This is a genomic window from Rhodococcus sp. NPDC057135 (genome assembly GCF_042670865.1).
GTDB lineage: Bacteria > Actinomycetota > Actinomycetes > Mycobacteriales > Mycobacteriaceae > Rhodococcus_F.
Genome location: NZ_JBHUUU010000004.1, coordinates 91,904 through 107,609, shown reverse-complemented (window position 1 = coordinate 107,609; position 15,706 = coordinate 91,904). Strand labels below are relative to the sequence as shown.

At 63.2% G+C, this 15,706-nt stretch carries 19 protein-coding genes; 9 read left to right on the top strand and 10 right to left on the bottom strand.

Translation table 11 applies throughout. From position 1 onward, the window contains the following. The first annotated feature begins 70 nt into the window (after positions 1-70). Positions 71-298, top strand: coding sequence for a hypothetical protein (locus ACFT1A_RS08605; protein ID WP_007733785.1), 228 nt, complete (start codon positions 71-73; stop codon positions 296-298). Positions 299-322: 24 nt separating this feature from the next. On the opposite strand, the gene ACFT1A_RS08600 is transcribed toward ACFT1A_RS08605, so the two are convergent. From ACFT1A_RS08600 to ACFT1A_RS08575, 6 genes are all read right to left on the bottom strand, one after another. Next, the gene (locus ACFT1A_RS08600) at positions 323-511 is read right to left on the bottom strand and encodes a helix-turn-helix transcriptional regulator (protein WP_230814709.1); all 189 of its coding nucleotides are present in this window, start codon (positions 509-511) and stop codon (positions 323-325) included. Further along, positions 511-921: a hypothetical protein gene (locus tag ACFT1A_RS08595; protein WP_378446616.1), complete on the bottom strand. Its 411-nt coding sequence runs from the start codon at positions 919-921 to the stop codon at positions 511-513. Before ACFT1A_RS08595 ends, ACFT1A_RS08600 begins: the two co-directional genes overlap by 1 nt. Positions 922-1,011: 90 nt before the next feature. After that, positions 1,012-1,530 (bottom strand): GNAT family N-acetyltransferase, encoded by a 519-nt coding sequence (locus ACFT1A_RS08590; RefSeq protein ID WP_378446960.1) that lies wholly within the window; start codon positions 1,528-1,530, stop codon positions 1,012-1,014. Between the two features lie 19 nt (positions 1,531-1,549). Further along, on the bottom strand, positions 1,550-2,428 hold the full coding sequence (locus ACFT1A_RS08585; protein ID WP_317825615.1) for an SDR family oxidoreductase: 879 nt from the start codon (positions 2,426-2,428) through the stop codon (positions 1,550-1,552). Next, positions 2,425-3,957 (bottom strand): flavin-containing monooxygenase, encoded by a 1,533-nt coding sequence (locus tag ACFT1A_RS08580; RefSeq protein ID WP_378446959.1) that lies wholly within the window; start codon positions 3,955-3,957, stop codon positions 2,425-2,427. The genes ACFT1A_RS08585 and ACFT1A_RS08580 overlap by 4 nt, the downstream gene beginning before the upstream one ends. Positions 3,958-3,970: 13 nt before the next feature. After that, positions 3,971-4,975: a patatin-like phospholipase family protein gene (locus tag ACFT1A_RS08575; RefSeq protein ID WP_378446615.1), complete on the bottom strand. Its 1,005-nt coding sequence runs from the start codon at positions 4,973-4,975 to the stop codon at positions 3,971-3,973. A 130-nt stretch (positions 4,976-5,105) separates the two neighbouring features. On the opposite strand from ACFT1A_RS08575, the gene ACFT1A_RS08570 reads away from it, so the two are divergent. After that, entirely contained in the window at positions 5,106-5,696 is a 591-nt protein-coding gene (locus tag ACFT1A_RS08570; RefSeq protein WP_317825612.1) for a TetR/AcrR family transcriptional regulator, read from the top strand. On the opposite strand, the gene ACFT1A_RS08565 is transcribed toward ACFT1A_RS08570, so the two are convergent. After that, a complete protein-coding gene (locus ACFT1A_RS08565) occupies positions 5,682-6,773 on the bottom strand; it encodes an alpha/beta hydrolase (RefSeq protein ID WP_378446614.1) in 1,092 nt (363 codons plus the stop codon). The two genes, ACFT1A_RS08570 and ACFT1A_RS08565, sit on opposite strands and share 15 nt — an antisense overlap. A gap of 19 nt (positions 6,774-6,792) precedes the next feature. On the opposite strand from ACFT1A_RS08565, the gene ACFT1A_RS08560 reads away from it, so the two are divergent. Genes ACFT1A_RS08560 through ACFT1A_RS08550 form a run of 3 tightly spaced genes read left to right on the top strand, consistent with a single transcriptional unit; the run spans position 6,793 to position 8,814 of the window. Next, complete coding sequence (locus ACFT1A_RS08560; RefSeq protein WP_347874614.1) at positions 6,793-7,557, top strand: MBL fold metallo-hydrolase; 765 nt, start codon at positions 6,793-6,795, stop codon at positions 7,555-7,557. Then, entirely contained in the window at positions 7,554-8,219 is a 666-nt protein-coding gene (locus ACFT1A_RS08555; RefSeq protein WP_378446613.1) for an alpha/beta fold hydrolase, read from the top strand. Before ACFT1A_RS08560 ends, ACFT1A_RS08555 begins: the two co-directional genes overlap by 4 nt. 43 nt (positions 8,220-8,262) lie before the next feature. Continuing rightward, complete coding sequence (locus tag ACFT1A_RS08550; RefSeq protein WP_378446612.1) at positions 8,263-8,814, top strand: SRPBCC family protein; 552 nt, start codon at positions 8,263-8,265, stop codon at positions 8,812-8,814. A gap of 4 nt (positions 8,815-8,818) precedes the next feature. Here the strand turns inward: ACFT1A_RS08550 and ACFT1A_RS08545 are convergent, their stop codons facing one another. Continuing rightward, positions 8,819-9,889: a LacI family DNA-binding transcriptional regulator gene (locus ACFT1A_RS08545; protein ID WP_378446611.1), complete on the bottom strand. Its 1,071-nt coding sequence runs from the start codon at positions 9,887-9,889 to the stop codon at positions 8,819-8,821. Between the two features lie 149 nt (positions 9,890-10,038). Between ACFT1A_RS08545 and ACFT1A_RS08540 the strand changes: the two genes are divergently transcribed. Both ACFT1A_RS08540 and ACFT1A_RS08535 read left to right on the top strand, forming a co-directional pair. After that, complete coding sequence (locus tag ACFT1A_RS08540) at positions 10,039-11,211, top strand: acyl-CoA dehydrogenase family protein (protein ID WP_046380332.1); 1,173 nt, start codon at positions 10,039-10,041, stop codon at positions 11,209-11,211. Continuing rightward, complete coding sequence (locus ACFT1A_RS08535; protein WP_378446610.1) at positions 11,208-12,356, top strand: CaiB/BaiF CoA transferase family protein; 1,149 nt, start codon at positions 11,208-11,210, stop codon at positions 12,354-12,356. The genes ACFT1A_RS08540 and ACFT1A_RS08535 overlap by 4 nt, the downstream gene beginning before the upstream one ends. Positions 12,357-12,424: 68 nt before the next feature. Here the strand turns inward: ACFT1A_RS08535 and ACFT1A_RS08530 are convergent, their stop codons facing one another. Beyond that, entirely contained in the window at positions 12,425-13,426 is a 1,002-nt protein-coding gene (locus tag ACFT1A_RS08530; RefSeq protein WP_378446609.1) for an NADP-dependent oxidoreductase, read from the bottom strand. A gap of 111 nt (positions 13,427-13,537) precedes the next feature. Here ACFT1A_RS08530 and ACFT1A_RS08525 point away from each other — a divergent pair, with 111 nt between their 5' ends. Then, complete coding sequence (locus ACFT1A_RS08525; protein WP_378446608.1) at positions 13,538-14,473, top strand: alpha/beta fold hydrolase; 936 nt, start codon at positions 13,538-13,540, stop codon at positions 14,471-14,473. Beyond that, the gene (locus ACFT1A_RS08520) at positions 14,470-14,901 is read left to right on the top strand and encodes a nuclear transport factor 2 family protein (RefSeq protein ID WP_378446607.1); all 432 of its coding nucleotides are present in this window, start codon (positions 14,470-14,472) and stop codon (positions 14,899-14,901) included. The genes ACFT1A_RS08525 and ACFT1A_RS08520 overlap by 4 nt, the downstream gene beginning before the upstream one ends. An 18-nt stretch (positions 14,902-14,919) precedes the next feature. Here ACFT1A_RS08520 and ACFT1A_RS08515 read toward each other — a convergent pair whose 3' ends face one another. After that, positions 14,920-15,693 carry an SDR family oxidoreductase gene (locus ACFT1A_RS08515; RefSeq protein WP_378446606.1) on the bottom strand — a complete coding sequence of 258 codons (774 nt, stop codon included), beginning with the start codon at positions 15,691-15,693 and terminating at the stop codon, positions 14,920-14,922. Between the last annotated feature and the right edge of the window lie 13 nt (positions 15,694-15,706).

Below are 15,706 nucleotides of genomic sequence, written 5' to 3'. Positions count from 1 at the left end.
GTCGACTACCAGGCGACCGCGTCGATAATAGGAGGGAGAACGTGCAGGACACGACGAACAAGGAGTGGTCATGGCAACTGAGGTGGAGTCCGGTGACCTCGTGCAGGCAGCCGGCCATGCGGGTCCGTGGACGGTAGTCGAAGTTCGCCAGGGCATGGCGCTGCTCGAACACAGTGACGGGCACAGGTTGTCGCGTCGAACGACGACGCTGACCGTCGTCCGCAAGGGCTCGGGCAAGAAGGCAACGGCCGTCGAAGACGGGAACGACGAAAACGGATCGCCAACTCTGTTCGACTGAAACCGCAGCTCGACTGATTTTCCGTCAGTTCGAGAAGACGTCGTCGACGCGTTTGTCGAAATATTCGGCGATTCGGAACGCCAGTGACAGACGTGGGTCGAAGTGACCCTTCTCGATTGAGATGACGGTCTGGCGTGTGATGCCGAGCGCGTCGGCGCACGCTTGCTGTGACAATCCGGCTGCCGTCCGGAGTTCTTGAAGGTTGTTGCGCATCAGATCTCGATAGTGGGGGTGCGGTCCCTCGACACTGCCCAGTACCGGATTCCGAAGTCGGCCAGCCCGAGGGCTGTAAACATTACGAGCGGCAGTTCGGGAGCGCCGAAGACATTGTGCGCGATCAGTGCGATCCCCATGGCAGTGATCAAGTCGGTGAACGCACCGAAGCCGGCCTTGCGACTCCATTCGGTTTCGACAGTGTCCTCAGGGTAGGCGGGGGCCTTGTTGTTCTCCGATGGAAAAAGGGCCCACGCCGACCCGATACAAGCCGGTGCCATGACGACAGCGAAGACTATGAAGGCCAACGTCTTCCGGTCGTCGGCGGTCAACGCTGCAAAAAAGCTGAAGGCCAGCGTTGCTGCGACGCCGATACCGATGATCAGGCTCCACCGTGCAGTGGTGCTCATGAAGCCTCCCAGGTGTAAGAGTTCTTTGACATGCCTGAGCGTAGGTCTACGTATGCCTGATGTCAAAGAACTCTTACATCGCGCTGCGGGTCAAGCGATCCCGAAAGGCGCGGCGTAGGAAAACTTCCCCGTCTGATCAGCGCGGTACGCGGTGAGGGTCCTGATCTGAAAGTGAGCGCCCCACTCGGCTTCCGGAGACTCGACTCCGACGTCGGTACTGGTGACGAATCCGAACCGGGGGTAGTACTCGGTGCTTCCGAGAAGCGCGAGCAGTGGCACGTCCTGGGCGTCGGCCGCACCGATTACGGCGTGCATCAGGGCCGAACCGACGCCGCTGCGCTGGTTGCCCGGCGTGACTGCCAACGGCCCGAGACCAACCGCCTCGACTTTTCCGACCCATCCGCGTGTCCCGATCACGAAACCGACGATCTCGCCGTCTGCCACGGCGACCAGTGACAACTTCGGCAAGTAGTCGTCCGAGGCGAAGAGTTGACGTGTCAGTTCGATCTCGATGGGAGTCTCGCCGGGCGGCGCCTGGTCGGCAAACGCCGCCCCGAGCAGTGAATAGACGGCGTCACGGTCGGAAGAAGTTTCGCGGCGGATGTACATGGCCACGAAACTACCCGCTTCATCTCCGATCGTGCTCCTCGTTTTCGGCCTGACGTGCCACTCGCTTTTCGTAGTCCGCACGCCCGTTCGGATCTACCGATGTCAGTGCGCGGCGATCGTCGATCACCCGGCGTCCGATATTGATCATCCATTCGGGTACCACGGCGTCGATGAGGTCCCAGCCCGCAAGGTAACGCGGAACCGTAGTTTCGGCTCGTCGATGCGTGACGGTGTCGACGACGGCTTTGGCCACGACCTCGGGTTCAACGGTCGGCATGCCCTTTCCGAGTGGCACACCGGAGGAGAGTCCGGTGCGCACGGCGCTGGGCAGGATGGCGCTGACGCTGACTCCGGAATCTGCGAATTCGACACGGGCAGAGGCCGAAAGACCCACCGCGCCGAACTTGCTTGCGTTGTACACGGCCATTCCGGGCACGGGGAGCTTGCCTGCCATGGATGCGATGTTGACGACGTGGCCGCGTCGTCGTTCCACCATGCCGGGCAGCACTGCGCGCATCCCGTGAATCGGCCCCCAGACGTTGACGTCGAGGGTGACTCGACTGGTGGCGTCGGACTCGTCGAGGAAGCCGCCGAGCGGCATCACCCCAGCATTGTTGACCAGAATGTCGATGTGACCGAATTCGCCGATCACTGTGGAGATGAACACATCCCAGGATTCGCGCGAGGTGACGTCAAGTGCGTAGCCGCGGGCCCGCGCGCCGATGGACGCGGCTGTGTCGACGGCTGTCTCCTCGTCGAGATCGCCGACGCAGACGAGTGCGCCGCGAGTTGCGAACAACTCCGCTGTGGCCCGGCCGATTCCGCGGCCGCCGCCGGAGATGACAACGACTGCTCCGTCGAGATCGATCGGCGGGTAGGTGGTGCCGAAGAGGCTCATGCGGTGTACTCCGGTTCGAGGGTGGTGGTGGGCTCAGAGGGCGTGGTATCCGACGAAGGGTTGTCGGAGAGCGTGTGGTTGTAGGCATACGGATCGAAGTCTCGTAGGCGTCGACGCATGGCGCCGGACGACCACGGCCAGTTGAAACTGTTGCGGCCGTTGACGTCGAAGAAATAGCTTTCGCAACCCCCGGCGTTGTAGACCGTGGTTCCCAGGGCTTCCTGAACCTGAGAGTTGAAGGCTGCCTGTACTTCCGGCCGCACGTCGATGGTTTGCCAGCCGTGCCGACGAGCGTGGCCGATCGCCTGCGCCACATAGTTCAGCTGGGCTTCCAAGATCATGAATGCGGACGTGTGCCCGGTGCCGAGGCTCGGCCCCAGCAGAATGAACGCGTTGGGAAATCCGCTGACGGCGGAACCGAAGTACGCCTGCGGGCTTCCCTGCCAATGGTCGTCGAGTGATCGACCTTCTCCGTCGAAAACCTTGGAGGCGATGGGCATGTCGAGGATGTGAAAGCCCGTTCCGAAGATGATGGCGTCCACCTCCGATTCCGCTCCGTCGGCGCCGATCACGGTGTTGCCGCGGATTTCTTCGACTGCATTGGCATGGACGCTGACGTTGGGTTTGCCGAGTGCCGGATAGTACGAATTCGACATGAGCAGTCGCTTGCAACCGAGGGTGTAGTCGGGTGTCAGCGCCTTGCGCAGCTTCGGATCACGGACCTGCAGGCGCAACTGGGCCGAACCGAGTTTCTGCACGATTCGCAGGATCCACGGATTGCGAAATCCCAATCCGAGCGCTTCCATGATTCCGTATTCGATGCTGCGCAGGGCTTTGTGTGCTCCCGGTACGAATCGCATGACGGACCTTTCGATCCGCGGCACGTAGTGGTCGGGTTTGGGGAGAACCCATTGAGCGGTTCGCTGGTAGAGGTGAAGTGTGGAGACTTCGGAGACGATGCGCGGAACGAACTGGACTGCCGAAGCGCCGGTACCCACGACAGCGACGCGTTTTCCGGCCAAGTCGTAGTCGTGATTCCACTGCGAGGAATGAAACACCTCGCCCTCGAACGCTTCCAGTCCGGGGATTGCCGGTGTCAAGGGTTCGTTCCACGGACCCGTGGCCGCGATCACGAAACGAGCAGTGAGTTCGCCACTGGAAGTTGTTATCTTCCACAGGGATTGCGACGCATCCCACTGTGAGGAGAGCATTTCGACCCCGAAGCGAACATGCTTGTCGATGCCGTGGCGGAGGGCCATATCGTCGATGTACTCGCGGATCTCCGGCTGCTCCGCGAACAAACGCGTCCAATCCGGATTGGCGGCAAAGGAATACGAGTACAGGCCGGACGGAACATCGCAGGCACAACCGGGATAGGTGTTGGCGCGCCAGGTTCCACCGAGCGAATCGGCCTTTTCGAGCAGGCCGAAATTTTCGATCCCGAGGCGCTGCAGATGAATGGCTGCGCCGATTCCGGAGATCCCGCCGCCGATGATCACGACCTCGAAGTGGTCAGGTTCGTTGTTCACTGAGTCTGCGCTTTCACTGGTGGGAATGGGTGGTGTGGAACGGGTGCGCATCGAGTTCACGCTTGACGCTCGCACGTGTTGTGCGCAGGGATGATTCGAAGGTGGCGAGCCGACGTCGGCCGTCCATGAAGTTGGCGCCCATGACGGCGAGATCGTCATCGGTGGCATCGATACGCAGGACCTTGGTGCCCGCAGCGCGAACCAGCTCGATCTCGCGGTCGAGGCCCTTGGACATGGCGTTGCGCAGGGCGCCGCGTTCGATGCGGGCAGCACCGCGCGCCGGCTTGAGCGTTCGAGACGCCATGGGCGCCAGTACAACCAGCTCGTCCAGCTCGAGGGGGAGCAGGAGGTCTACTGAAGCCGTGGATGCCGCGCCGCCGTCGATGTACCTGACGCCGTCGATGGTGACAGGTGGGAACCAGCCGGGAATCGCCCAGGACGCTCGAAGTGCTTCACCGACGGTCGCTTCCGGAGCCCCCTGTGCCCCGAATGCGACCCGCCGCCCCGTTCTGTAGTCCATGGATACCATGTACGCGTTCGGATGTGGGAGCCACGAATCGCCAGGGGCAAGTGATGCGGCGAGCGCGGTGAGCCAGGACGGGTCGCCGCCACCAAGCGGTGCTATGCCGCTCATCCGGCTCAGAACCGGAAGATCTCGACGCGCCACCAGTCGTGGATTGCCGATCCCCAAGCTCGGTAGTGGTGGGATTTTTCCGGGTGCCGACGCGATGTGGGCGAGGAGTTCGGGGCGGGCCGCGGGATCACCGAGTTGCATGGCGACCAGCTCGTCGACGCCGACTCCGCTGCCGAGCATCGTCACGAACTCGGCTCCGGCGGACGTGCCGATGATGGCGGTGGCTTCGCGGGGATCCCAGTCGAGTGCCTCCCGAACCGAGGCGAGCGCGGCAACGGTCCAGGCGAAGCCGAGAGTGCCGCCGCATCCGATTGCCAAGCCGCGTTTCGGCGCGCTGTTTCGCCTGAACCCGGTCGCGGTGGTGCCGGTCACTTCTGAAGTCATATTTCGGAGACTATCAGTATCTGAATAACGTGGGTACCCCAAATGTGGTTTTCCGGAGTGCGCCCGCGGGCCGCTCCCGGTATTCGGCTACCGTTGGAATCTCGATACTCAGAACCACTAGGAGGTTCCGATGGCACGATTGACCAGGCAGGAAGCGCAGGCGTTGACCCGCGAAACCTTGTTGGCGACGGCCGTCGAGCATTTTCTCGATCGCGGGTACGCCGCCGCGTCACTCGATCAGATCGCCGAGGATGCCGGCTACTCCAAGGGTGCGGTGTACTCGAACTTCAAGAACAAAGACGAGTTGTGCGCTGAAGTGCTCGGCCGAATCAGGTTGACCAAGGTCGGTGAGATCACCGCACAACTCGGAGCGAAGTCGACGCTCGACGACGCGGTGGCCGAGTTCGCGCGATGGGCCGAGCGCACGATCGGGGACCAGAGGTGGACTCTGCTCGAGGTCGAGTTCTCGGTCCGGTCACGGCACAGCGAGGACATTCGAGCGAAAATCGCGGCGGGTGCCGACCAAGTGCGCGGACTGATCGCCGGAATGGTGCAGCACCTCACCGAATCCAACAATGTGACGCCGACAATGGACCCGAATGCGGCGGCCCTTCGAATGCTCAGCGTCGGAATCGGTTTGGGACTTCAGCGTGCGATCAGCCCAGAGCTTCCCGTCGATCCGTTGGTGGACACGGTGCGCGAAATATTACTGGGTGGGTGAAACTGTCGGGCGGGCAAGGAGTACTCGCAGCATACCGCCGATCTCGGCGACAGCGGCGCGTGAACCGGCGCTCGGCCCCAGAACGTTGACGAAGCCGTGGATGAATCCGGGATAGCGTCGATCCGTCACGTGAACACCGTTGTCGCGCAATCGAGCTGCGTAGGCTTCGCCTTCGTCCCGGAGTGGATCGAATCCCGCCGTGATCACGATGGCTGGTGGCAGTCCCGCCATATCGGGGGCGCGTAGCGGCGACACCATCGGGTCGAGTCGATCGGCATCGCTGCCGAGGAAGCTGGACTCGTAGAAGTTCATGTTGGCCTCGGTCAGGAAGAAGCCTTCACCGAACGTCGTTCTCGACGGCGCCTTCTCGTGAAAGTCGGTCGCGGGATAGATCAACAGTTGTGCTGCCGGAGGGGTCTTGCCGTCGTCGCGGGCACGCAGCGCCACCGTTGCGGACAGGTGCCCACCCGCGCTGTCGCCGCCGACAGCGATCCGCGTCGGGTCTGCGCCGAACTCTTCGGCGCGGTCGACGATGTCGAGGTAGGCGGCGTAGGCGTCGTGTACCGGTGTGGGGAAAACGAATTCGGGTGCGAGCCGGTAGTCGACCGAGACGACCCGTGCGCCGGAAGTCTCGGCCAACAGGCGGCACGGAGCATCGTGGGATTCGATGCCGCCCTGCACCCAGCCGCCGCCGTGGAAGTAGACGAGCAGAGCGCCGGTGTCGGCGCTCGGAACATAGAGCCGGGCTCGAAGTGGGCCGTCGGCGCCCGACACGGAAATCTCTTCGGTGTGGACCGGTGCGGGCCGACCGCCCATCATGATCGCCGTTCGGGTCAGATTGGCGCGAGCAGCGGCGAGTGACTGGGAATCGGTTGTATGCGACGGTAGTGGCCGCGTCTTCGCGAGCGTGAGCAGCAGATGTGCGTCGGCGTCGAGCGTGTTGCCCTCGATGACGACGGGTGGACCGGTGATTCGGCGTTTCACCGCGCTGGGCAGCGCGAATGCGGCTGCCACCAAGGATGCTTCGGCGCGATCTCGAATGCTGCGGCTGTTGGCCTGCTTCACGGATTCCGACACGTGGCGCACACTACCAAGCATGACTACTGCGGCACTGTCGATCACGCAGATCGAGAACACACACCTGGTTCGGTGCGGTCACGCCAATTGGGTGCTGGTCGAAGAAGGGTCCGATCTGACGCTGATCGACGGCGGATACCCGGCCAACGGGGCCGACGTCGAACGCTCGATCGAGCAGATCGGTCACCAGCTCGGGGATGTTCGGGCAATCCTCGTCACTCACGCGCACGTTGATCACATCGGCGGAATCGCGGACATCGTGACTCGGCTCGAGGTTCCGGTCCTGATGGATCCGTTGGAGGTGCCCCACGCGAAGCGGGAGTATCTGCAGCAGTTGTCGCCGGCGAAAGCTCCGTTGCTGTTGTGGCGGCGAGGTGCTCCGAAGTGGCTTCGCGACGTGATCGGAGCGGGCGCGTTGAAAGGAGCGGAACTGCCTCACGCACAGGCCTTTGCGTCCGGTGGCGCGCTGGATATCCCAGGCCGTATCGTGCCGATTCCCACTCACGGGCACACCGACGGCCACAGCGCTTACCTGGTCCCCGACGCAGGCGTCGTCGCGTCGGGTGACGCTTTGGTGACCGGACACGCGACGTCGAGCGTTGCCGGACCACAATTTCTGGTGTGCCCTTTCAATCATGACCGTGAAGCGACGGACCAGGCGTTGGACAATATCGCCGCTGCACCTGCCGGCGTGCTGTTTCCCGGACACGGTCCGGTCTACGAAGGCAGCCTGGCTGCCGCAGTCGAACAGGCCCGAGCCGGCCGGACAAGGATGCGTCCATGACTACTGTCGAAACGGTCGACGAAGGTGCAGTGCACGGTTTCCTGCATCGGCCTGATTCTGTGTCCTTCGCGTCGCCCGTCGCCACGCTTGCACTGACTCACGGCGCCGGAAGTAACTGCGACACTGTGCTGTTGCGTGCTGTTGCCGACGGCTTTGCCGTGGCGGGAGTGCAAGTTCTCCGATTCGATCTCGCGTTTCGGGTGCGTCGAGCTTCAGGCCCGCCACATCCGTCGCGCGCTGCGGAGGATCGCGCGGGCATTGCCGAGGTGATTGCCGCTGTTCACGCGGACTACTCGGTGTCCGGACCTGTTCTGCTCGGCGGACATTCGTACGGCGGTCGGCAAGCGTCGATGCTGGCGTCGGAGAACCCAGGACTCGTCGACGGACTCGTTCTGCTGTCCTACCCACTGCATCCACCGAAGAAGCCCGAGAAGCTCAGAACGGAACACCTACCCGCGTTGAACACGCCGACGGTTGTCGTCCACGGATCGAAGGACGAGTTCGCGACCACGGAGGAGATTCGGGCTGCACTTGCGCTGATTCCCGCACCGACGCGATTGGTGGAGTTCGAGGGGGCTCGACACGACTTGTCCGTGGTGAAATTCCCGGTGGTCGAACAGGCAGTCGCCGCAGCAACAGAACTGTTCACGCTCGGACGTTGACGCGCCGGTTGCCCGTGTCGGTGGTTCCTGGTGAGATCGAAGCATGAGTGCCCAGCGGTATCAGCCCAGTGCCCTGTCCGACGTCACGGTGAGCGTCGACGGCGACGACACAGTCGTCAGCTTTCCCCGGGTGCTGCCGTATCCGGTCGAGAAGGTGTGGGAGGCGATCACCGACCCGGAGATGTTGGCGCAATGGACGCCGTACACCGCCGATCGGAATCTGAGCCGCACGGGCGACGCCGTGATCACCATGCTCACCGAGGACGGCGCCCCCGAAATGTCGTTGCCGGTCAGTGTTCACGTCGTGGAGACCACCCGGCGTCTCGAACACGAGTGGGGCCCGGACGAATTGGTGTGGGACCTGACCCCGGTCGAAGGCGGTACCCGTGTCGTGCTGACGCAGAGGTCGCGGGCTGAGGGGATGGCGTCGGCGCTCGCTGCGGGGTGGCATTTGTGCTTCGACGTACTCGATGCCCTTCTCGCGGGTGAGCCCTTCGGTCCGATCGTGGGTGAACGGGCACGCGAGTACGGCTGGGACGCGCTCAACTCCGGCTACGCGCGACGGTTGGGTATCGACGAATCTCAGGTCTGGTAGCTGCTCAGAGTTCTCGGGCGGCGGGCTTTCTGGTGGAGGCTCGCACGATGAGTTCGACGGGAAGTTTCACGGATTCGACGTTCCTGCCGGCGATCAATGCGAGCAGGTGTTCGAGCCCGGTCGCGCCGATCTTGCGGGCGGGGGACCTCACCGTCGTCAGTGGCACCGGGAGTTGGGAGACAACCGGGATGTCGTTGTAGCCGACCAGTGCAAGATCGTCCGGAATGCTCAAGCCGAGATCGCGGGCTACGCCGAGGACGCCGATGGCAATGGTGTCGCTCACCGTGAAGACGGCGTCGGGCCGTGAATCCCCACCCAGCAGTATTGCCGCGGCATCGACTCCGCCTTGAACTTCGAACTCGGACGCCACGATTCGGTGCGGCGGCAGTTCCAAGCCCGCTTCGGCCAGGGCGTCGCGGAAACCTGCGACGCGTTCACGTGACGTGCTGGCGTGATCCGGTCCGGCGATCACACCGAGATCGCGATAGCCGCAGTCCAGTAGGTGCTTTCCTGCGAGATAGCCGCCGAGGCGGTCGTCGCCGCTGACAAATGGCAGGCCGCCGTTCGGCGACGAAATTGCCGGGTCGATGTGCCGGTTCAGCAGCAAGATCGGTAGCGAGCGCAGGGGGAGTGAGTCGACAAAATCGGTACCCGGCAGGTGGATGCTGCTCAGCATGAGCCCGTCGACCTGCCGGCTGACCAGGAACTCGACGGCTTTGCGCTGCGCGTCCAGATCGTCAGGTGGGCTGGAGAGCAGGACCGAGTAACCCGCCGCGGTGGCAGCTTCCTCGATGCCCTGGAACATGGTGGCCACCACGACGTCCGTCAGCCTCGGCATCACGACGCCGATGGTGGTGGTCTTGCGGGTACGCAGGCTGGCCGCCCACAGGTTCGGTTGGTAACCAAGCTCCTCGGCAACCTGACGAACTCGGAGCGCCGAGTCCGACCAACCGTCGGCGGGCTCGGGCTGACGGAGGACCCGCGACGCCGTCGAGATGTGGACCCCGGCCTGGTCGGCGATTTCGCGCAGCGTCGGCGGACGGCCGTTGCTGCGGGTCGACGGATCGGGCGTCATCTGCGTCGGGGCTCCTGCTGTGGGTCCGGGTGTGGGTCGGAGTGAGGGTCGGGGATTGACGGGTATGTAACCGGGCTCTACTCTAGGCGATGCAAACGATTGCGCAATCGTTCTCGCAAAGGATTGCGCCCGAGAACACTGGAGGCCCCGTGACCACGCCGCAGTCCCTGTCCGAGCTTTTTGCCATCGACACCCTGCTGGACGCCGAGGAGATCGCGATCCGCGACACGGTCCGCAAGATGGTCGACGATCGCATCCGCCCGCACATCGGCGAATGGTTCGAGGCGGCAGCATTGCCGGCTCGTGAGCTGGCCAAGGAGCTGGGCGCGCTCGGCGTACTGGGCATGCACCTCGAGGGTTACGGCTGTGCCGGGATGAGCGCGACGGCGTACGGGTTGGCCTGCCAGGAACTGGAAGCTGTCGATTCGGGCATTCGCAGCCTCGTCTCGGTCCAGGGTTCGCTCGCCATGTTCGCGATCCACCACAACGGAAGTGAAGAGCAGAAGGAAGAGTGGCTCCCGCGGATGGCGGCCGGTGAAGCCATCGGTTGCTTCGGTCTCACGGAACCCGATTTCGGATCCAACCCCGGCGGCATGCGAACCAACGCAAAGCGCGACGGTGACGACTGGATCCTCAACGGCACCAAGATGTGGATCACCAACGGCTCCATCGCGGACGTCGCCGTGGTCTGGGCTCGAACCGACGACGGCGTCCGCGGATTTGTTGTTCCCACCGACACTCCGGGATTCTCCGCCCCCGAGATCAAGAACAAGATGTCGCTGCGAGCATCGGTCACCTCGGAACTGGTGCTCGAAGACGTGCGTCTGCCTGCCTCGGCGATGCTGCCCAAGGCTCGCGGACTTTCCGGCCCGCTCGGCTGCCTCAACGAGGCACGCTTCGGCATCATCTTCGGCGCGATGGGTGCAGCACGTGACTGCCTCGAGACCGCGATCTCGTACGCGCGTGATCGCAAGGTCTTCGACAAGTCTCTCGCCGCGTACCAGATCACCCAGGCCAAGATTGCCGACATGGCAGTCGAATTGGGCAAGGGGCAATTGCTCGCAATCCACCTCGGACGTCTCAAGGACGCCGGAACGGTTCGTCCCGAGCAGGTCAGCACCGGCAAGCTCAACAACGTCCGCGAGGCCATCAAGATCGCACGTGAATGCCGAACCATTTTGGGCGCCAACGGCATCACGCTCGAGTACCCCGTGATTCGGCACGCCAACAACCTCGAATCCGTTCTCACCTACGAGGGCACCTCCGAGGTTCACCAGCTGGTGATCGGTCGTGCTCTCACCGGTGAAGAAGCGTTCCGGTGACGGTAGACGCTGTCGGAGCGCTCGACGGTTTGGTGATCGCGGATTTCGGCCGCGTCCTCGCCGGTCCGTACGCCACGATGATTCTTGCCGATCTCGGCGCGGAGGTCGTCAAGATCGAGCGGCCGGGTGTCGGCGACGATACTCGCAGCTGGGGTCCGCCGTGGGTCGGGGACGAGTCGAGTTACTTCCTGTCGGTGAACCGCAACAAGAAGTCGGTCACCCTGGACCTGCGCGAGAACGCGGATCTCGAGAGTGCACGCGAGCTGGTTCGCAGCGCAGACGTAGTGGTGCAGAACTTCCTGCCGGGAACGATGGACCGTCTGGGTCTGGGCTACGACGCTGTCCGAGAAATGAATCCGCGTGCGGTCTACTGCTCGATCAGCGGCTTCGGTGGCAACAATTCTCTGCCGGGGTACGACCTGTTGATTCAGGCGGTCGGCGGATTGATGAGTATCACGGGTCCCGATTCCAAGACACCCACCAAGGTCGGTGTCGCGGTGGTCGACGTCATCACCGGCTTGCATGCCAGCGTGGGAATCCTTGCAGCGCTGCGCCACCGCGATCGAACGGGCGAAGGGCAGCACGTCGAGGTCAATCTGTTGTCCTCGTTGCTGTCCGCACTGGCCAACCAATCGTCCGGCTACGTGGCGGCGGGTGTGGTGCCCGCGGCCATGGGCAATCGGCATCCGAGCATCGCGCCCTACGAGGTGTTCGACACCGCCGCCCGCCCGCTGGTTCTCGCTGTCGGCAACGATCGCCAATTCGGTTCTTTGGTAGAGGTTCTCGGAGTTCCCGAACTTGCCGCGGATGAACGGTTCATCTCGAATCGGGATCGGGTCGCGCATCGAGAAGAGTTGTTCGACGCCGTCACTGCTGCGTTGGCCAAGGGCACTGCAGACTCGTGGTTCGAGGCGCTGACCGAGCGCGGAGTTCCGTGCGGGCCCCTCAACGACATCGCCGACGCGATAGCACTGGCGGAGCGGCTGGATCTCGATCCGGTGGTGACCATCGACGATCCGCGTCGCGATGCACCGACTCGGCAGGTAGCCAATCCGATTCGGTTGAGCGGCACTCCGGCAACCTATCGGTCGGCCCCGCCGCGGTTGGGTGAGGACAGCGTTCCCACCCCGTCGGGCGTTGGTTGACGCACGCGAATCGGCCACCGGAACACCGGTGGCCGATCTGCGTGTGTGTCTGAGTGTGTGTGTCTGACTCAGCTGACCTTCAGGACCAGCTTTCCGGTGTTCGCGCCGGCGAAGAGAAGATTGAGGCTGTCGCCGAATGCGTCGATACCGCCGTCGACGACGTGCTCGCGAGCCGTCAATTCGCCACTCTTGATCCACTTTCCGATCTGCTCCTGCGCTTCTGCATAGCGATCGAGGTAGTCGAAGACCACGAAGCCGGCCATCGTGGCGCGGTTGACGAGAAGTGACAGGTAGTGCGCGGGGCCGGGCTGAGGTTCGGTGGCGTTGTAACCTGCAATTGCGCCGCAGATGACCACCCGAGCGCCGAGGCGCAGGCGGGACAGTGCTGCGTCGAGAATCTCACCGCCGACGTTGTCGAAGTACACGTCGATACCGTCGGGTGCATTGGACTTGAGTGCCTTGTAGACGGATTCGTTCTTGTAGTCGATGGCGACATCGAAGCCGAGGTCGTCGGTGAGCCACGCGCACTTCTCCGGACCACCGGCGATGCCGATGACCTTGCAGCCGTGGATCTTTGCGATCTGGCCGACGAGGCTGCCGACGGCGCCTGCCGCGCCGGAAACTACGACGGTGTCACCGTCCTTCAGCTTTCCGACGTCGAGCAGTCCGAAATATGCGGTGACGCCGGGGAATCCGAGAGCGCCGAGCCAAGTCGGTAGGGGAGCGATCGATTCGTCGACCCGAGTGACATCGGTGCCGTCGGAAACACCGTATTCGGAAGCGCCGAACGATCCGGCGACGATGTCACCGACCTGGTAATCGGGGTGTTGCGACTCGGTGATGCGTCCGACGCCGTGGGCGCGCATGACGGAGCCGAGCTTGACCGGGGGAACGTAGGACTTGACGTCGTTGAGCCAACCGCGCATCGCGGGGTCGAGGGAGAGGTACTCGACCTTGACGACAAACTCACCCGGTCCGGCAGACGGGATCTCGGCGTCGACATATTCCCAGGTGGAAGCGTCCGGAAGTCCTGTCGGGCGGGCGGCGAGGCGTACTTGGCGGTTGGTCATCTCTCCCCTTCGGCAAAACAAATTGAACTTGAGGCCGGATTCAATATAGGTGATGGATCACGAACTGGGAAGAGTTGGATGAACCGATTGGCGACTATGTATGTTCGATCGATGAGCAATGTGCGGGTCGAAGACGTGCCTGGTTGGTTCACTCGGGCGCTGGAAGCGCCGGTCGAGACCGGTTCGGTGGAGGTCGAGGGCGCTGCGGTGCACTTTCGGGCTTGGGGGTCGGTGGGGTCGGCGGGGCCGGGAATCGTGCTGATCCACGGCGGTGCGGCCCACAGCAGGTGGTGGGACCACATCGCCCCGCAGTTGGCCGATGGGCGGCGCGTCGTTGCCCTGGACCTGACGGGCCACGGCGACAGTGACACTCGCGATGCCTACGCGATGTCCCAGTGGGCTCGCGAGGTGCTGGCGGCGGCTGAGGCCGGGGGAATCGACGGCAAGCCGATTCTGGTCGGGCACAGTATGGGTGGGATTGTTTCTTTCGTGGCCTCACATCTGCACGGCGAGCTGTTGGACGGCGTTGTCATCATCGATTCTCCGCTCAAGGCGCGTACGCCCGAAGAAGAGGCAGCTCGACGCCAGAATGCGTTCGGCCCCAAGAAGGTTTACCCCTCCAGAGAAGATGCAATGGGTCGATTCCGCTTCGTCCCGCCGCAGGACTCGGGGGTACCCGCAGTGCGTGATCATGTGGCGGCCACGTCGATGGAGGAAGTCGACGGTGGTTGGTCGTGGAAATTCGATCCGAACTTCTTTCTCCGTGTCGGCGCCGAAGATGTTCTGAGTAGTGAACCACGTTGCCGCGTAGCATATTTCCGGGCCGAGAACGGAATTGTGTCCGACCGACTCATGGAACACATGCGCGGGTTGTTCGGACCGGAGGCCATCGTGGCGGAGATTCCCGAAGCCGGACATCACGTCATGATCGATCAGCCGTTGCAACTCGTGACCGGGGTGCGAACTGTGTTGAGTGCGTGGGCCGTCACCAATCAAGTGCCGGTAAATCAAGTGGCAGGTAACGTCGAGGAAAGGGTAGAAGCATGAGCACGGAATTGACGCTCGAACCGAAAGTCGAAGCCGCCCTGCAGTTGTGGAACACCATGATCGAAACCGGTGACCTGTCGGAGCTGCCGACCATCGTAGCGTCCGACGCGCAGTTCCGGTCGCCCACCGGATTCAAGCCGTACCAGTCCGCGGATGCCGTTGTGCTCATTCTCAATACGGTGATCCAGGTCTTCGAGAACTTCGAGTACCACCGGCAGTTCGCCGGAGCCAACGGTCGGCAGGTCGTGCTCGAATTCAGTGCGAACATCGGCGACAAGAGCCTCAAGGGAATCGACATGGTCGAATTCGACGAGGACGGCAAGATCGTCGATTTCGAGGTCATGGTGCGTCCGGCCAGCGGGCTCGCCGCATTGGCTGCCGAGATGGGCAAGAGGCTCGGGCAGACGCTACCGACCTACAAAGCCTGAACCGAGTCCGGCCAGGGCTCACTTCGTACTGAATCCGCCGTTGGAGTGAAGGAGTTGTCCCGTAATCCAGCCTCCGGCGTCGGACATCAGAAATCGAACGAGGTCTGCAGTGTCGCCGGGAGTACCCAGCCGGCCGGCAGGGGTCTGAAGGGTGGCGGCCTGTCTGATCTCCGGTGTCATCCACCCTGTGTCGATCGGTCCTGGGTTGATGACGTTGGCTCTTACGCCACGTGATCCGAGTTCGACTGCGGCTGCGATGACGATACGGTCGAGTGCGCCCTTGCTGGCCCCGTACGGGAGATTGTGGGCCGCATGGTCGCTGGTGAGCGCGATGATCCGTCCGGTCACTTGACTGGCATCGTGCTGTTGCGGAAGTCGTTCGGCGAACGCTTTGATCAGCAGCCAAGAGGCGCGGGCGTTGACGGCGAAATGTCGTTCCCAGCTCTCGACGGTGGTATCGAGGATGGAGCTGTCGACGCTTTCGCAATGTGAGAGCACCAGCCCACGAAGGTCGTTCCGCGCTGCGGCAGCGTCAACGAGCTGACCGGCAGCGTCCGGCGATGCCAGATCTCCGGGAACCAGGTCGACACGGCTCCCGAGTGCGCGACACTTCTCTGCCACGTCCAGTGGATCGTGCGCTCCGCGGACGAATCCGACGCGTTCGTCATAAGGCTCCCAGTAGCCGATCGTCAGATCCCAACCATCCTCGGCGAGACCCAATGCGAGGCTTGCTCCGATCGACTTGCTCCGGCCGACACCGGTGATCAACACGGTTCCGCGCTTGTTCGGCACTGCTCGCCTCCAG

Coding starts and splice junctions, on each gene's coding strand:
- ACFT1A_RS08520 (WP_378446607.1), top strand. CDS start 14,470: ATGAGCACGGAATTGACGCTCGAACCGAAAGTCGAAGCCGCCCTGCAG.
- ACFT1A_RS08550 (WP_378446612.1), top strand. CDS start 8,263: ATGAGTGCCCAGCGGTATCAGCCCAGTGCCCTGTCCGACGTCACGGTG.
- ACFT1A_RS08595 (WP_378446616.1), bottom strand. CDS start 921: ATGAGCACCACTGCACGGTGGAGCCTGATCATCGGTATCGGCGTCGCA.
- ACFT1A_RS08545 (WP_378446611.1), bottom strand. CDS start 9,889: ATGACGCCCGATCCGTCGACCCGCAGCAACGGCCGTCCGCCGACGCTG.
- ACFT1A_RS08605 (WP_007733785.1), top strand. CDS start 71: ATGGCAACTGAGGTGGAGTCCGGTGACCTCGTGCAGGCAGCCGGCCAT.
- ACFT1A_RS08585 (WP_317825615.1), bottom strand. CDS start 2,428: ATGAGCCTCTTCGGCACCACCTACCCGCCGATCGATCTCGACGGAGCA.
- ACFT1A_RS08570 (WP_317825612.1), top strand. CDS start 5,106: ATGGCACGATTGACCAGGCAGGAAGCGCAGGCGTTGACCCGCGAAACC.
- ACFT1A_RS08590 (WP_378446960.1), bottom strand. CDS start 1,530: ATGTACATCCGCCGCGAAACTTCTTCCGACCGTGACGCCGTCTATTCA.
- ACFT1A_RS08530 (WP_378446609.1), bottom strand. CDS start 13,426: ATGACCAACCGCCAAGTACGCCTCGCCGCCCGCCCGACAGGACTTCCG.
- ACFT1A_RS08525 (WP_378446608.1), top strand. CDS start 13,538: ATGAGCAATGTGCGGGTCGAAGACGTGCCTGGTTGGTTCACTCGGGCG.
- ACFT1A_RS08575 (WP_378446615.1), bottom strand. CDS start 4,975: ATGACTTCAGAAGTGACCGGCACCACCGCGACCGGGTTCAGGCGAAAC.
- ACFT1A_RS08600 (WP_230814709.1), bottom strand. CDS start 511: ATGCGCAACAACCTTCAAGAACTCCGGACGGCAGCCGGATTGTCACAG.
- ACFT1A_RS08560 (WP_347874614.1), top strand. CDS start 6,793: ATGACTACTGCGGCACTGTCGATCACGCAGATCGAGAACACACACCTG.
- ACFT1A_RS08555 (WP_378446613.1), top strand. CDS start 7,554: ATGACTACTGTCGAAACGGTCGACGAAGGTGCAGTGCACGGTTTCCTG.